The sequence below is a fragment of the Burkholderia sp. AU33545 genome, from assembly GCF_020419685.1.
In the GTDB taxonomy this organism is placed as follows: Bacteria; Pseudomonadota; Gammaproteobacteria; order Burkholderiales; family Burkholderiaceae; genus Burkholderia; species Burkholderia diffusa.
In genome coordinates, this window is sequence record NZ_JAIZRQ010000011.1 from 26324 (window position 1) to 41014 (window position 14691).

General features: G+C 67.0%; 15 protein-coding genes. 10 read left to right on the forward strand and 5 right to left on the reverse strand.

Annotated features, from left to right (window positions below; all coding sequences use genetic code 11):
• Window positions 1–52 precede the first annotated feature (52 nt).
• The 3 genes from gcvA (at window position 53) to ettA (ending at window position 3225) form a co-directional block, all read left to right on the forward strand.
• Window positions 53–970: a transcriptional regulator GcvA gene (gene gcvA / locus LGM71_RS30310; RefSeq protein WP_151048919.1), complete on the forward strand. Its 918-nt coding sequence runs from the start codon at window positions 53–55 to the stop codon at window positions 968–970.
• Between the two features lie 89 nt (window positions 971–1059).
• Complete coding sequence (locus LGM71_RS30315; RefSeq protein ID WP_226118172.1) at window positions 1060–1368, forward strand: DUF3761 domain-containing protein; 309 nt, start codon at window positions 1060–1062, stop codon at window positions 1366–1368.
• A 189-nt stretch (window positions 1369–1557) separates the two neighbouring features.
• Window positions 1558–3225 carry an energy-dependent translational throttle protein EttA gene (gene ettA / locus LGM71_RS30320; protein WP_059465278.1) on the forward strand — a complete coding sequence of 556 codons (1668 nt, stop codon included), beginning with the start codon at window positions 1558–1560 and terminating at the stop codon, window positions 3223–3225.
• Between the two features lie 128 nt (window positions 3226–3353).
• Here ettA and LGM71_RS30325 read toward each other — a convergent pair whose 3' ends face one another.
• From LGM71_RS30325 to LGM71_RS30340, 4 genes are all read right to left on the reverse strand, one after another.
• Entirely contained in the window at window positions 3354–3977 is a 624-nt protein-coding gene (locus LGM71_RS30325; protein WP_226118174.1) for an HAD family hydrolase, read from the reverse strand.
• A complete protein-coding gene (locus LGM71_RS30330; protein ID WP_059682192.1) occupies window positions 3974–4525 on the reverse strand; it encodes a cysteine hydrolase family protein in 552 nt (183 codons plus the stop codon). The genes LGM71_RS30325 and LGM71_RS30330 overlap by 4 nt, the downstream gene beginning before the upstream one ends.
• A 62-nt stretch (window positions 4526–4587) precedes the next feature.
• Window positions 4588–6402, reverse strand: a complete 1815-nt coding sequence (locus LGM71_RS30335) for an aminopeptidase P family protein (protein WP_226118176.1) — start codon at window positions 6400–6402, stop codon at window positions 4588–4590.
• 18 nt (window positions 6403–6420) lie between these two features.
• Window positions 6421–6675 (reverse strand): hypothetical protein, encoded by a 255-nt coding sequence (locus LGM71_RS30340; protein ID WP_059449757.1) that lies wholly within the window; start codon window positions 6673–6675, stop codon window positions 6421–6423.
• A 171-nt stretch (window positions 6676–6846) separates the two neighbouring features.
• Here LGM71_RS30340 and LGM71_RS30345 point away from each other — a divergent pair, with 171 nt between their 5' ends.
• The 7 genes from LGM71_RS30345 (at window position 6847) to LGM71_RS30375 (ending at window position 12962) form a co-directional block, all read left to right on the forward strand.
• Entirely contained in the window at window positions 6847–7608 is a 762-nt protein-coding gene (locus tag LGM71_RS30345) for a response regulator transcription factor (RefSeq protein ID WP_059607892.1), read from the forward strand.
• 26 nt (window positions 7609–7634) lie between these two features.
• Window positions 7635–8933, forward strand: coding sequence for a glutamyl-tRNA reductase (gene hemA / locus LGM71_RS30350; protein WP_059607891.1), 1299 nt, complete (start codon window positions 7635–7637; stop codon window positions 8931–8933).
• 93 nt (window positions 8934–9026) lie between these two features.
• Window positions 9027–10109 (forward strand): peptide chain release factor 1, encoded by a 1083-nt coding sequence (prfA, locus tag LGM71_RS30355; protein ID WP_124629087.1) that lies wholly within the window; start codon window positions 9027–9029, stop codon window positions 10107–10109.
• A gap of 7 nt (window positions 10110–10116) precedes the next feature.
• Complete coding sequence (gene prmC, locus LGM71_RS30360; protein ID WP_059607889.1) at window positions 10117–10959, forward strand: peptide chain release factor N(5)-glutamine methyltransferase; 843 nt, start codon at window positions 10117–10119, stop codon at window positions 10957–10959.
• Window positions 10960–11026: 67 nt separating this feature from the next.
• Window positions 11027–11338, forward strand: coding sequence for a Grx4 family monothiol glutaredoxin (gene grxD / locus LGM71_RS30365; RefSeq protein WP_011883132.1), 312 nt, complete (start codon window positions 11027–11029; stop codon window positions 11336–11338).
• Between the two features lie 13 nt (window positions 11339–11351).
• The gene (locus LGM71_RS30370; RefSeq protein WP_059607888.1) at window positions 11352–11948 is read left to right on the forward strand and encodes a UbiX family flavin prenyltransferase; all 597 of its coding nucleotides are present in this window, start codon (window positions 11352–11354) and stop codon (window positions 11946–11948) included.
• A gap of 222 nt (window positions 11949–12170) precedes the next feature.
• Window positions 12171–12962, forward strand: coding sequence for a DODA-type extradiol aromatic ring-opening family dioxygenase (locus LGM71_RS30375; protein WP_226118178.1), 792 nt, complete (start codon window positions 12171–12173; stop codon window positions 12960–12962).
• Between the two features lie 108 nt (window positions 12963–13070).
• Here LGM71_RS30375 and LGM71_RS30380 read toward each other — a convergent pair whose 3' ends face one another.
• A complete protein-coding gene (locus tag LGM71_RS30380) occupies window positions 13071–14669 on the reverse strand; it encodes an APC family permease (RefSeq protein ID WP_124629094.1) in 1599 nt (532 codons plus the stop codon).
• Window positions 14670–14691: the final 22 nt, after the last annotated feature.

Here is a 14691-nt window from a genome sequence, read left to right on the forward strand (position 1 = left end):
CGCTCGTCGCCTCAAACGATATTTCATCGGTCTTTCGCTTTAGAAAAACTCAATGATCCGCTCACGCCTGCCACCACTCAACGCGTTGCGTGCGTTCGAGGCGGCCGCCCGCCACCTGTCGGTGAAATCGGCGGCCGAGGAGTTGTCGGTCACGCCGGGGGCGGTGAGCCAGATGATCCGCACGCTCGAGACGCATCTCGGCGTACAGCTGTTCGAGCGCGTGAATCGCGGCATCCTGCTGACCGCCGCGGGCCGCGACTACCTGCCGCCCGTGCGCAACGCGTTCCGGCAGATCGCCGACGCGTCGCAGCGTGTGTCGGGGGCCGCCGACAGCGGCGTGCTGACGGTGAGCGTCACACCGTTTTTTGCGTCCGCGTGGCTCGTGCCGCGCCTCGCGCAGTTCCGCGACGCGTGCCCGGACGTCGACCTGCAGATCGTCACGAGCCACGCGCTCGCCGATTTCTCGCGCGACGGCGTCGACGTCGCGATCCGCCACGGTCTCGGCCGCTACATCGGGCTATGCAGCGAACGGTTGCTCACCGTGGAGATCGTCGCGCTGGCGGCGCCGGCACTCGTCGCGCGGCTGGGCCTTCCGGCCACACCCGCCGACCTGGCCGGATGGCCGCATCTGCACGACGCCGAGCGCAAGGGCTGGCACATCTGGTTCGACGCGCAGCGAATCGCTGATTTCGGCCCGCCGCGCGGCCCCGCGTTCGACGATTCCGGCCTGTTGCTGCAGGCGATCCTCGCCGGCCAGGGCGCCGGCCTGCTGCCGGCGGCGATGGTGCGCGACGAGCTCGCGAGCGGCCGGCTCGTGCAGCTTGCCGACGTCGCCTGGCTCGACGATTTCGCGTACTACCTCGTCTATCCGCCGCATCATGCGGAACGCGCGAAAGTCGCCGCGTTCCGCCGATGGATTCTCGAGGCCGCACAGGCCGACGGCGCGGCATCGATGACCGGCGCGGCGTAGCGTCGCTGCCCCTCTGGGCTGCGGCAACGATCTTCGGCCGATCGGCTAACATGCAGCCCGCACCCGACAACGACATCCGGAGAGCGACCATGCCTGCCCTGCTTCGCCGCATGACGCGCATCGCGACCCTGTCGGCCGCGCTGTTCGTCGCGTGTGCCGCCCTGCCGCTCGCGGCGCACGCGTATCGCGCGTCGCCCGGCTACGCTAACGAAGCCGACCTCGACCGGCACGACACGTACCGCAATCGCGACGGCGACACCATCCATGCGCCGGCCCGTTCGAAATCGGGCCGCGTGCCCGAGGGCGCGAGCGCGCGCTGTCGCGACGGCACGTACAGTTTCAGCCGCCATCGGCGCGGCACCTGCTCGGGGCACGGCGGCGTCGCCGCGTGGCTGTGAACGCGGGTCGGCCGGATGGCCTGCGCGGTGCCAGCGGCAGCCGGCGGCGAAGTACAATACGCGCTCGCGCCGCCAACCCGCGGCGACACCGCCGCGCCCCGCGCGGCACGCTCCGTACCGAATTTCCCGACGCCACGCACGCCCGCGAGCTGCGCGGCCGTCTTAACCTTTTCTGACTTTCACACCCGAATGGCCCAATACGTTTTCACGATGAACCGGGTCGGCAAGATCGTGCCGCCCAAGCGCCAGATCCTGAAGGACATCTCGCTGTCGTTCTTTCCCGGCGCGAAGATCGGCGTGCTCGGCCTGAACGGCTCGGGCAAGTCGACGCTGATCCGCATCATGGCGGGCGTCGACAAGGACATCGAAGGCGAAGCGACGCCGATGCCGAACCTGAACATCGGCTACCTGCCGCAGGAACCGCAGCTCGACCCGACGAAGACGGTGCGCGAAGCCGTCGAGGAAGGCCTTGGCGACCTGTTCCAGGCGAACAAGAAGCTCGAGGAAATCTACGCCGCGTATGCGGAACCGGACGCCGACTTCGACGCACTCGCGGCCGAGCAGGCGAAGTACGAAGCGATCCTCGCGTCGAGCGACGGCGGCAGCCCCGAGCAGCAGCTCGAAGTGGCCGCCGACGCGCTGCGCCTGCCGCCGTGGGACGCGAAGATCGAGCACCTGTCGGGCGGCGAAAAGCGCCGCGTTGCACTGTGCAAGCTGCTGCTCGAGAAGCCGGACATGCTGCTGCTCGACGAACCGACCAACCACCTCGACGCCGAATCGGTCGACTGGCTCGAGCAGTTTCTGGTGCGTTTCCCGGGCACGGTCGTCGCCGTCACCCACGATCGCTACTTCCTCGACAATGCGGCCGAGTGGATTCTCGAACTCGACCGCGGCCACGGCATTCCGTGGAAGGGCAACTACAGCAGCTGGCTCGACCAGAAGGAAGAGCGCCTGAAGCAGGAAGAAGCGTCGGAATCGGCGCGCCAGAAGGCGATCAAGAAGGAACTGGAGTGGGTACGCCAGAACCCGAAGGGTCGCCAGGCGAAATCGAAGGCGCGTATCGCGCGCTTCGAGGAGCTGAACAGCCAGGAATACCAGAAGCGCAACGAAACGCAGGAAATCTTCATTCCGGTCGGCGACCGCCTCGGCAATGAAGTGATCGAGTTCAAGAACGTCAGCAAGTCGTTCGGCGACCGCCTGCTGATCGACAACCTGAACTTCAAGATTCCGGCCGGCGCGATCGTCGGCATCATCGGCCCGAACGGCGCCGGCAAGTCGACGCTGTTCAAGATGCTGACCGGCAAGGAACAACCGGATTCGGGCGAAGTCGTGCTTGGCCCGACCGTGAAGCTCGCGTACGTCGACCAGAGCCGCGACGCGCTCGACGGCTCGAAGACGGTGTTCGAGGAAATCTCGGGCGGCGCCGACGTGCTGACGGTCGGCAAGTACGAAACGCCGTCGCGGGCGTACATCGGCCGCTTCAACTTCAAGGGTGGCGACCAGCAGAAGATCGTCGGCAACCTGTCCGGCGGCGAACGCGGCCGCCTGCACCTGGCGAAGACGCTGATCTCCGGCGGCAACGTGCTGCTGCTCGACGAACCGTCGAACGACCTCGACGTCGAAACGCTGCGCGCGCTGGAAGACGCGCTGCTCGAATTCGCGGGCTCCGTGATGGTGATCTCGCACGATCGCTGGTTCCTCGACCGGATCGCGACGCACATCCTTGCGTTCGAAGGCGATTCGCAGGTCACGTTCTTCGACGGCAACTACCAGGAATACGAAGCCGACAAGCGTGCGCGTCTCGGCGAGGAAGCCGCGAAGCCGAAGCGTCTGCGCTACAAGCCGATCAGCCGCTGAACGGAGCGGCCCGTGCACCCGGCCACGCGGAGCCGGATGCAGAAAGCGGCCGCTGCCGGCTCCGCAAAACGAAAAAGCGGGCTCGTGGCCCGCTTTTTTGCATCCGTCTGCCGTCGTCTGCCGGAAGACTACGCGAGCGCGCCCAGCTCGCGCAAACGCGCCTCGGTCGCGGCCGCGCTCGTGTGATGAATGCCGTGCCAGCCGAGCGCCGTCGCGGCCGCCGCGTTCTTCGCATTGTCGTCGATGAACACGAGTTCGTGCGGCGCGATGCACGGCAGGAACGGATCGATCCGCGCATGCATTTCGCGGTAGATCGCCGGATCGGGTTTCACGAGTTTCACGCGGCCCGACACGACGATGTCCTTGAAGCGCCGCAGCACCGGGAAGTTGTCCCACGCATACGGAAACGTCTGCGCGGACCAGTTGGTCAGCCCGAAGAGCGGCATTCCCTGCGCATCGAGCCGGTCGACGAGCGCGGCGCCTTCGTCGAGCACGCCGCCGATCATCTCGTGCCAGCGCGCGTAGAACGCGCGGATCAGCGCTTCGTGCGCCGGAAACTTCTCGACGAGCTCGCTCGTCCCTTCGTCGATCGTCTGCCCGCCGTCCTGGCGGATCACCCACTCCATCGCGCACACGTGCGTGAGGAACCAGCGGCGCTCGGCTTCGTCCGGAATCAGTTGCCGGTACAGATACTCGGGGCTCCAGTCGATCAGCACGCCGCCGAAATCGAACACCACCGCCTTGATCGTCATGCGAACTCCGCGGCGAGCACGTCGGCAAGCGGACGCGGCGTCACCGAATTGCCCGACAGCGTATTGTTTTCCCACACGAAGTGGTGATGCGCGACGATCTGTGCGGCCGACAGGTGCGTGCGCTCGTTCGTCGTGTGCAGGTCGGACACGACGGTCGTCCGATAGCCGAGCAGTGCCGCGCGGCGTGCAGCCGAATCGACACAGAACTCGGTCGCATAGCCGCAGATCAGCACCGAGCGGATGCCGTGGCCGTCGAGCTGCGCGGCGAGCGGCGTGTCGTGGAACGAATCGCTCATCTGCTTGCGGATGCGCCAGTCGGCACGACCGACGATCAGTTCCTCGTGCAGTTCCCAGCCGGGCGTGCCGGGAACGATATCGTCGTCCGCGTCGCCGTCGTGCTGCACGAAGCACACGGGCGCGTTCGCCGCGCGCGCCGCCGCCGTCAGCCGGTTGATGCCCGACACGACGTCGTCGAGCCGGTACGCGGGCCGCGCCCGCTGCACCAGCCCGCGCTGCATGTCGATCACGATCACTGCGGTGTCTGCCATCGGTTGCCCTCTCGATCATGGTCCGGCCGTCGTGCGGCCGTTGTCGCTCGTTGCGCCTGGCGTCAGATCGGCTGCGTGCGCGCGTCGAGCCACGCCTTCGCATCGCCGCTCACGTGCCGGCCGACGCGCTCACGCACGGTCGCGTGATACGTGTTCAGCCACGCGCGCTCCTCTTCATGCAGCATCTCGACCAGCACGCAGCGCGTGTCGATCGGACAGAGCGTCAGCGTCTCGAACGCGAGGAAGTCGCCGAACTCGGTCTGCCCGCCCGCGCGGTTCACGACCAGGTTCTCGATCCGGATGCCCCATTTGCCGGGCCGGTACACGCCCGGCTCGATCGACGTGATCATCCCCTCTTCCATCGCGGTGTACGGCTCGGCCGGCGCGTAGTGCGAGATGACCTGCGGGCCCTCGTGCACGTTCAGGAAGTAGCCGACGCCGTGGCCGGTGCCGTGACCGTAGTCGAGCCCGGCCGCCCACATCGGCGCACGCGCGATCGCGTCGAGCATCGGCGAGCGGATGCCGCGCGGGAAGCGCGCTCGCGACAGCGCCATCATCGACTTCAGCACGATCGTGAAATCGCGGCGCTGCAGATCGCTGACAGTGCCGACCGGCACGACGCGCGTGATGTCGGTCGTGCCGGTCACGTACTGGCCGCCCGAATCGACGAGCAGCAGGCCGTCGCCGGCGATCGTCGCGTGCGACTCGGGCGTCGCGCGATAGTGCGGCATCGCACCGTTCGCGTTGAAGCCGGCGATCGTCGCGAAGCTCGGCGACACGTAGCCGGGGCGCCGTGCGCGCGCGGCAGTGAGCTGCTCGTCGATCGTCAGCTCGGTGATCGTCTCGCGGCTCACCGCCTGCTCGAACCACGCGAAGAATTCGGCGAGCGCGGCGCCGTCGTGCTCCATCGTCACGCGCACGTGCTCGATCTCGGCGGACGTCTTGCGCGACTTCGCGAACGTCGACGGGTTCACGGCCTCGACCAGCTTCACGCCGGCCGGCACGGCCTCGAGCGTGCCGAACGTCACGCGGCGCGGGTCGATCAGCAGCGTCGCGCCGTCGGGCAGCGCCGCGAGCGCCGCGCGCGCGGCGTCATACGCGCGAACGTCGACGCCGTCCTGCGCGAGCGACGCGGCCAGCGCCGGCGACACCTTGCCGTCGGTGACGAACAGCGTCGCGCGATCGGCGCCGATCATCGCGTGCGCGACGAACACCGGGTTGAAGTTGACGTCGGCTCCGCGCAGGTTGAACAGCCACGCGAGATCGTCGAGCGTCGACACGAAATGCCATTGCGCGCCCTGCGCGTGCATCGCGCGGCGCACTTCGGCGAGCTTGCTTGCGCGCGTCGTGTCGGCCTGCGGCGCCACGTGCTCGAACACCGCGTCGCCCGGCAGCCCCGGGCGCTCCGGCCAGATCGCGTCGAGCAGGTCGAGATCGGTGCGCAGCGCGATGCCGCGCGCGTTCAGCGCGGCCGTCAGCGCGCGTGCTGCCGCGACGCCGAGCACGGCGCCGTCGACACCGACCGTCGCCCCGGCCGGCACGTTCTGAGCGAGCCAGTCGACATGCGGCGCGCTTTGCTGGCCGCCCGTCATCTTCATCAGCTGGACGCCCGTGCCGGCGAGTTCCGCCTCGGCCTGCACCCAGTAACGGCTGTCGACCCACAAGCCCGCGAAATCCGCGGTCACGACCAGCGTGCCGACCGAGCCCGTGAAACCGGACAGCCAGCGGCGCGCCTGCCAGCGTTCGGGCAGGTACTCGGACAGGTGAGGATCGGCGGACGGCACGAGATAGGCGGCCAGGTCCTCGCGGACCATCGCACCGCGCAGCAGCGCGAGGCGGGCCGGCACCGACGAGACTTCGGGGAGACGGGCATTCATGATTTCACCTGAGAGCTTTCAGCGACGGGCAGACACCGCGACCGTCACGGCTACGGCGAGGAACGCGACACCGGTGCAGACCGGCCATTCGAGCGTTTCGCCATCGTAAAACAGTCCAGAGAGATTGCCGGCCATGCGCGCGGCGGCGGCGCCTGCGATGCCGACGAGCACCGCGATCCACCATGCCGGCCGGCCCGTGCGCCGCATCGGATGCAGCCACCGGCCGAACAGCCCGACGGCCGCTCCCAGGACAAGGATTCCAAACCAGTTCATTCGACGCCTTCTATAAATTCAGATTCGTCCCATAGGCGTGAACGTTGCCAGCGACTAGCATCGATTCATCCATCGAACCCGAGACCAGCCGGGCGCCGCGAACATTCGAGTGTAGGGGCCGACCCGACGTTATGGCAAGCGCGCTCCGGCAGCCGTATTGAAGAAATCCTCATGCGAATCGCCCTGATCGATCCGGAAGCACGTCATGCTGCGCTCCTGAACCGCCTCCTCTTCGCCGGCGGTCACGTGTGCCACACGTTTCCGTCCAGCACCGCGTTCTTCGAGTGGCTCGCTACCGACACCTGCGACATGCTGATCACCTGCAATTGGGCCGGCGATCAGCCGGCCGAGGAGGTCATTCCGCGTGCGCAAGCGATCCTGCCCGGCCTGCCGGCCATCGCCGTGATGCAGCTGCCGCGCGAAAGCGAAGTCGTGTCATGCCTGCACGCGGGCGCCGACGACTGCCTCGTGCGCCCGGTGAGCGGGCCCGAGCTGCTCGCACGGGTGAATGCGCTGAGCCGGCGCGCTGGCGTCCGGCGGCCGCCGAATCGCTCCCGCGAAATGTATGGAGAATACGCATTCGATGCGACCCACGGCCTCGTGCGCTTCGGCGACGTGGTCGTCTCGCTGACGCCGAAGGAGTTCCGCTTCGCGCAACTGCTGTTCGCGAACCTGTCCCGGCCCGTGTCGCGCGCCCATATCCTCGAAACCGTGTGGGCCCGCCGCCGCGACATGAAGTCGCGCACGCTCGACACGCACGCGTCCCGGCTGCGCAGCAAGCTGCAGCTGCTTCCGGAGCATGGCTACCGGCTTCTGCCGCTCTACGGCTACGGCTATCAGCTCGACCGCGTGCCGATCGAGCCCCCAAATTCGAGGCCACGCCACGCTGATGCCCGGTATGCCGCGAGTGAGGAAATCACCGAAACGCTATAATATGGCGCTAAACGATAGCCCTCGATATGCAACTCCTCACGATCGGAATCAATCACCACACTGCGCCTGTCGCCCTGCGCGAACGCGTGGCGTTTCCGCTCGAGCAAATCAAGCCGGCTCTCGTCACGTTCAAGAACGTGTTCCTCGGCCCCCAGGCGCCCAATTCGCCCGAAGCGGCGATTCTCTCCACCTGCAACCGCACCGAACTCTATTGCGCGACCGATGATCGGGCCGCACGCGAGGGGGCGATTCGCTGGCTGTCGGAGTACCACCGGATTCCGGTCGACGAGCTCGCACCGCACGTCTACGCGCTGCCACAGTCGGAAGCCGTCCGGCACGCATTCCGCGTCGCGTCGGGCCTCGACTCGATGGTGCTCGGCGAAACGCAGATTCTGGGCCAGATGAAGGACGCGGTGCGCACCGCGACCGAAGCCGGCGCGCTCGGCACCTACCTGAACCAGCTGTTCCAGCGGACGTTCGCCGTCGCGAAGGAAGTGCGCGGCACGACCGAGATCGGCGCGCAATCGGTGTCGATGGCCGCCGCGGCCGTCCGCCTCGCGCAGCGCATCTTCGAAAAGGTATCGGATCAGCGCGTGCTGTTCATCGGCGCCGGCGAGATGATCGAGCTGTGCGCGACGCACTTCGCCGCGCAGAGCCCGCGCGAGCTCGTCGTCGCGAACCGCACGGCCGAACGCGGCCAGCGGCTCGCCGAACGCTTCAACGGCCGCGCGATGCCGCTGTCGGATCTGCCCGCCCGCATGCACGAATTCGACATCATCGTGTCGTGCACCGCGTCGACGCTGCCGATCATCGGCCTCGGCGCGGTCGAACGCGCGGTGAAGGCACGCCGCCATCGGCCGATCTTCATGGTCGACCTCGCGGTGCCGCGCGACATCGAGCCGGAAGTCGGCAAGCTGAAGGACGTATTCCTCTACACCGTCGACGATCTCGGCGCGATCGTGCGCGAAGGCAACGCATCGCGCCAGGCCGCGGTTGCGCAAGCCGAGACGATCATCGAGACGCGTGTGCAGAATTTCATGCAGTGGCTCGACACGCGTAGCGTCGTGCCGGTGATTCGTCACATGCATACGCAGGCCGACGCGCTGCGCCGCGCGGAAGTCGAGAAGGCGCAAAAGCTGCTCGCGCGCGGCGACGATCCGGCGGCAGTCCTCGAAGCGCTGTCGCAGGCGCTCACCAACAAGCTGATCCACGGCCCGACGAGCGCGCTCAACCGCGTGAACGGCGCCGACCGCGATTCGCTGATCGACCTGATGCGCGGCTTCTACCAGCACGCGCCGCGCTCGAACGACCAGTCTGGCCACTAGCGCCGGCCGGTTGCTCTGCCGCCGGCCGGTCGTTGTCCTGCCGCCGGCCTATCCTTTCCGAATACCCTTGCCCCGGGAGCGCCGCTCCACACCATGAAGACGAGCATGCAACGCAAGCTCGACCAGCTGTCCACACGGCTGGCCGAACTGAACGACCTGCTGAGCCGCGAAAACGTCACGGCCGATCTCGACCAGTACCGCAAGCTGACGCGCGAACATGCGGAACTCGGCCCGGTCGTCGAGCAGTACGCGCTGTGGCGCCAGTCGCGCAACGACGAAACCGCCGCGCAGGAGCTGCTCGCCGATCCGTCGATGCGCGATTTCGCCGAAGACGAGATCCGCAGCGCGCGAGAGAGCATGGCCCGCCTCGAGGTCGAGCTGCAGAAAATGCTGCTGCCGAAGGATCCGAACGACGACCGCAACATCTTCCTCGAAATCCGCGCGGGCACGGGCGGCGACGAATCGGCGCTGTTCGCGGGCGACCTGCTGCGCATGTACCTGCGCTTCGCGGAACGCCAGCGCTGGCAGGTCGAGATGATGTCGGAGAGCGCGTCGGATCTCGGCGGCTACAAGGAAGTGATCGTGCGGATCGCCGGCCAGGGCGCGTATTCGCGCCTGAAGTTCGAGTCGGGCGGCCATCGCGTGCAGCGCGTGCCGGCGACCGAGACGCAGGGGCGCATCCATACGTCCGCGTGCACGGTCGCGGTGATGCCGGAAGCCGACGAGATCGGCGAGGTCGAGATCAATCCGGCCGACCTGCGGATCGACACGTTCCGCGCATCCGGCGCGGGCGGCCAGCACATCAACAAGACCGATTCGGCGGTGCGCGTCACGCACATCCCGACCGGAATCGTCGTCGAATGCCAGGACGACCGTTCGCAGCACAAGAACAAGGATCGCGCGCTGAAGGTGCTTGCCGCGCGCATCAAGGACAAGCAGTATCACGAGCAGCACGCGAAGGAAGCCGCGACGCGCAAGAGCCTGATCGGCTCCGGCGACCGCTCGGAGCGGATCCGCACGTACAACTTCCCGCAGGGCCGGATGACCGACCACCGGATCAACCTGACGCTGTACCGGCTCGAGGCGCTGATGGACGGCGATCTCGACGAACTGATCAGCGCGCTCGTCAGCGAGCACCAGGCCGAACTGCTCGCGTCGCTCGGCGACGCCGACTGAGATCGCGATGCCCGACACCACTGCCGACGATCTGCTGCGCGCGTCGCCGCTCGACGCGGTCGATGCGCGCGTGCTGCTCGCGCACGCGCTCGGCTGGACCCGCACGCAACTGATCACGCGCGGCGACGTGCCGCTCGACGCTGCCGCGGTCGAACGCTATCGCGCGCTCGAAGCGCGCCGCGTCGCCGGCGAGCCGGTCGCGCAGCTCGTCGGGATGCGCGAGTTCTTCGGCCGGCCGTTCGACGTGACGCCCGACGTGCTGATCCCGCGCCCCGAAACCGAACTGCTCGTCGAAGCCGCGCTCGACGCGATCGACGGACGGCCGCATCCGACGGTGCTCGATCTGGGCACCGGCAGCGGCGCGATCGCCGTGTCGATCGCGGCCGAACGGCCCGACGCGCGCGTATGGGCGCTCGACCGTTCGCCGGCCGCGCTCGCAGTCGCGCAACGCAACGCGAACAAGCTGCTCGACGCGCGCCGCCCCGGCGGCCCGCTGCACTGGCTGCAGAGCGACTGGTACGCCGCGCTCGATCCGGCACTCGCGTTCGACACGATCGTCAGCAACCCGCCGTACATCGCGCAGCACGATCCGCACCTCGCGCAGGGCGACCTGCGGTTCGAGCCGCGCGGCGCGCTCACCGACGATGCCGACGGTCTCAGCGCGATCCGCACGATCGTCGCGGGCGCCGGCGCCTACCTGAGACCCGGCGGCACGCTATGGATCGAGCACGGCTACGACCAGGCCGAAGCCGTGCGCGCCTTGCTCGTGTCACGCGGCTTCATTTCGGTCCAGTCGCTCGCCGATCTGGCCGCGATCGAACGCACGACGGGTGGCCGCCTGCCCGGCTGATGGCCGGCCCGCCCGGTTGAAATCCGCTATCATTTCGTTCTAACGCCCCGCAAACGCAAGGTCAGTCATGGACACCCAACAACGTATCAAGCAAATCGTCGACGAAAACCAGGTCGTGCTCTTCATGAAGGGCAACGCGCAATTCCCGATGTGCGGCTTCTCGGGCCGCGCCGTGCAGGTGCTGAAGGCCTGCGGCGTCGACCAGTTCAAGACGGTCAACGTGCTGGAGGACGACGAAATCCGCCAGGGCATCAAGGAATTCTCGAACTGGCCGACCATCCCGCAGCTGTACGTGAAGGGCGAATTCATCGGCGGGTCGGACATCATGATGGAGATGTACCAGTCCGGCGAACTGCAGCAACTGTTCGCCGCCGCGTAACACCCCCTTCCCGATGGCATCTCCCAGTGCGCCGCCACGCCGGCTGATCGTCGCGATCACCGGCGCCACCGGTGCAGTCTATGGCGTGCGGCTGCTCGAATTGCTGCGCGCCGCCGGCGGCGTCGAAACGCATCTGCTGGTTTCGAACGCCGGCTGGCTCAATATCCAGCATGAACTGAAGCTGCCCAAGGCCGAGGTCGAAAGCCGGGCGGATGTCGTGCATTCGGTGCGCGATGTCGGCGCGACGATCGCATCCGGTTCGTTCGCGACCGATGGCATGGTGATCGCGCCCTGCTCGATGAAGACGCTCGCGAGCGTCGCGCACGGCCTGTCGGACAACCTGATCACGCGTGCGGCCGACGTCACGCTGAAGGAACGCCGCCGTCTCGTGCTGATGGTGCGCGAAACGCCGTTCAACCTCGCGCATCTGCGCAACATGACCGCCGTGACCGAAATGGGCGGCATCGTGTTTCCGCCGCTACCCGCGTTCTACGCGATGCCGAAGACGATCGAGGAACTCGTCGACCAGACCGTCACCCGCGTGCTCGACCTGTTCGCACTCAGTGCACCGATGACGACGCCGTGGGCCGGCATCAGGCCGGCAGGGTAAGCCGCTCGACACGGCGCTCCGGCGTCGTTCTTCACGCATCTTCGCTGATTCCGCCGTCTTCCCGCTCGATCCGGCAACCTCGAGCCGTCGCCTGCCGCCGAACGCCCGAAGCCGGCCGAATTATCAACTCACACGATTCAATCAAATTCCGCTAAGCCGATTTATCAATGATTGGTGTGCGTCTATAGTCACAGGCAAATCCCTTTTTGCAGGCTCCCCACCATGAACCGCTTGCCCTCGCTTTACCTGTCCCACGGCGCCCCTACCCTGCCGATCGACCCGACACTGCCGTCCGGTGCGTTCACGCACCTCGGCGCCGAATTGCCTCGCCCGCGCGCGGTGCTGATGTTGTCCGCGCACTGGGGCACGCAACAGCCGGTCGCGAGCGTGGCCGCGCATCCTGAAACGATCCACGACTTCTACGGCTTCCCGCGCGCGCTGTACGAAATCCGGTACCCGGCACCCGGCGCACCCGAGGTCGCCGAACGGGCGGCCGCGCTGCTGAACGCGGCCGGCATCGCGACCGCGACGACCGAGCACGGCCTCGACCACGGCGCGTGGGTGCCGATGCTGCTGATGTTCCCGGAGGCTGACGTGCCCGTCGCGCAGTTGTCGATCCAGCCCCGCGCGGACGCAGCCCATCACTTCGCACTCGGCCGCGCGCTGCGGCCGCTGCGCGACGAAGGCGTGATGGTGATCGGCTCGGGCCAGATCACGCACAACCTGCGCGCGGCCGATTTCAGCGCGGCGCCCGAGGATGCGGACCCGCGCGTCGCGGAATTCACCGACTGGTTCGAGGCGAAGCTCGCCGCGCGCGATGTCGACGCGCTGCTCGACTATCGCCGGCAGGCGCCGCACGCGACGCTGATGCATCCGACCGACGAACACCTGCTGCCGGTGTTCACCGCGCTCGGCGCGGCCGACGACGACTATCAGCTCGGCATCCAGTCGCTCGGCACGTATCAACGCGTGCTCGCGATGACGAACTACGTGTTCGCGAGCGCAGCCGCCTGAATCCGGCGACAAAGCCGGCGGCCGCAAACAAAAAGCCCGCCCGAGCAGCGCTCGGACGGGCTCTTTTTACGCTTTCCGCCACCGCCGATTCCGGTGGCGAGTCACGCGTCAGGCACCGACCCCTTCGAGGATCTCGTCGTGCGACTCGCGCTCGTCGAGATACTGCGTCCGGTAGCCCGTATTCACGCCCCAGAAGTAGAACACCAGCGAGATGGCCGCGACGATCAGCATGTCCCAGCCGTACGGCAGCACGCCGTGACCGCCGAACTCCTTGCTGCCGATCAGCGACAGCACGGCCATCGTCGGCAGGTACGCGACCAGCCACCACGCGGCCTTCAGGTCGGCGCCCCAGCCGGTCCAGCCCGACTTCGCCTGGAAGTAGAAATACACCGGCAGCGCGACGATCATCAGCAGGATGATTTCGCCCGTCAGCGGCCACTTCGCCCAGTACAGGATCAGCGACGCGCAGACGAACGCGAACGGTGCAATCAGCTTCATCAGCGGGATCGACAGCGGACGCTCGATGTCGGTCGCCGCGCGGCGCAGCGCCATCAGGCTGATCGGGCCGGTCAGGTACGAGATCACCGTCGCGACCGAGATCACCGCCGCGAGCGAGCTCCAACCGCGGAAGAAGAACAGGAAGATGAACGACACGAGCAGGTTGAACCACATCGCCTGGCGCGGCACACCGTAGATCGGATGCACGTTGCCGAACATCTTCGGCATCGTGTTGTTGCGCTCCATCGCGTAGATCATGCGGGTGGTCGTCGCCATGTAGGTCGTACCGGTGCCGCTCGGGCTGATGAACGCGTCGACATACAGCAGGATCGCGAGCCAGTTCAGGTTCAGCGCGATCGCGAGTTCCGCGAACGGCGACGAGAAGTTGAAGTGCGACCAGCCCTTTGCGACGTCGGCCGGATTCACCGAGCCGATGTACGCCATCTGCAGCAGCACGTAGATCACGAGTGCGATCAGGATCGAGGAGATCACCGCGAACGGCACGCTGCGCGACGGATTGCGCGCTTCACCGGCCAGGTTCACCGGGCTCTGGAAGCCGTTGAACGCGAACACGATGCCGCTCGTCGCGACCGCGGTCAGCACGGCCGACCAGCCATACGGCGCGAAGCTCGCATTCGACGCGGTGCCGAGGTTTTCCGGGTGGAAGCTCGACAGCATCAGGCCAAGGATCGTGAGGCCGGGGATCAGGAACTTGAAGATCGTGATCGCGGTGTTCGCACGCGCGAACGCCTTGACGCCCCAGTAGTTCAACATGAAGTAGATGACGACCAGCACGGCGGATAGCAGCAGGCCGGGGGTCGTCAGCTCGCCGTTCACGAACAACGCGTGCGCCCACGGATACGGCCACGTGCTCATGTACTGGATCGATGCTTCCGCTTCGATCGGAATCACCGATACGATCGCGATCCAGTTCGCCCACGCGCTGATGAAGCCCACCAGCGAACCGTGCGAGTAGCGCGCGTAGCGCACCATGCCGCCCGACTCGGGGAACATCGCGCCCAGTTCGGCATACGTCAGTGCAATCGCGAGAATCACGACCGCGCCGATGATCCATGCGCAAATCGCTGCCGGGCCGGCAATCTTCGCAGCCTTCCAGGCGCCGAACAGCCAGCCCGAGCCGATAATCGAACCCAGCCCCGTCAGCATCAGTGCAAACGGGCCGATGTTCCGTTGAATAGAACTCTTCACATCCTCTCCTATGTCTCAAAAA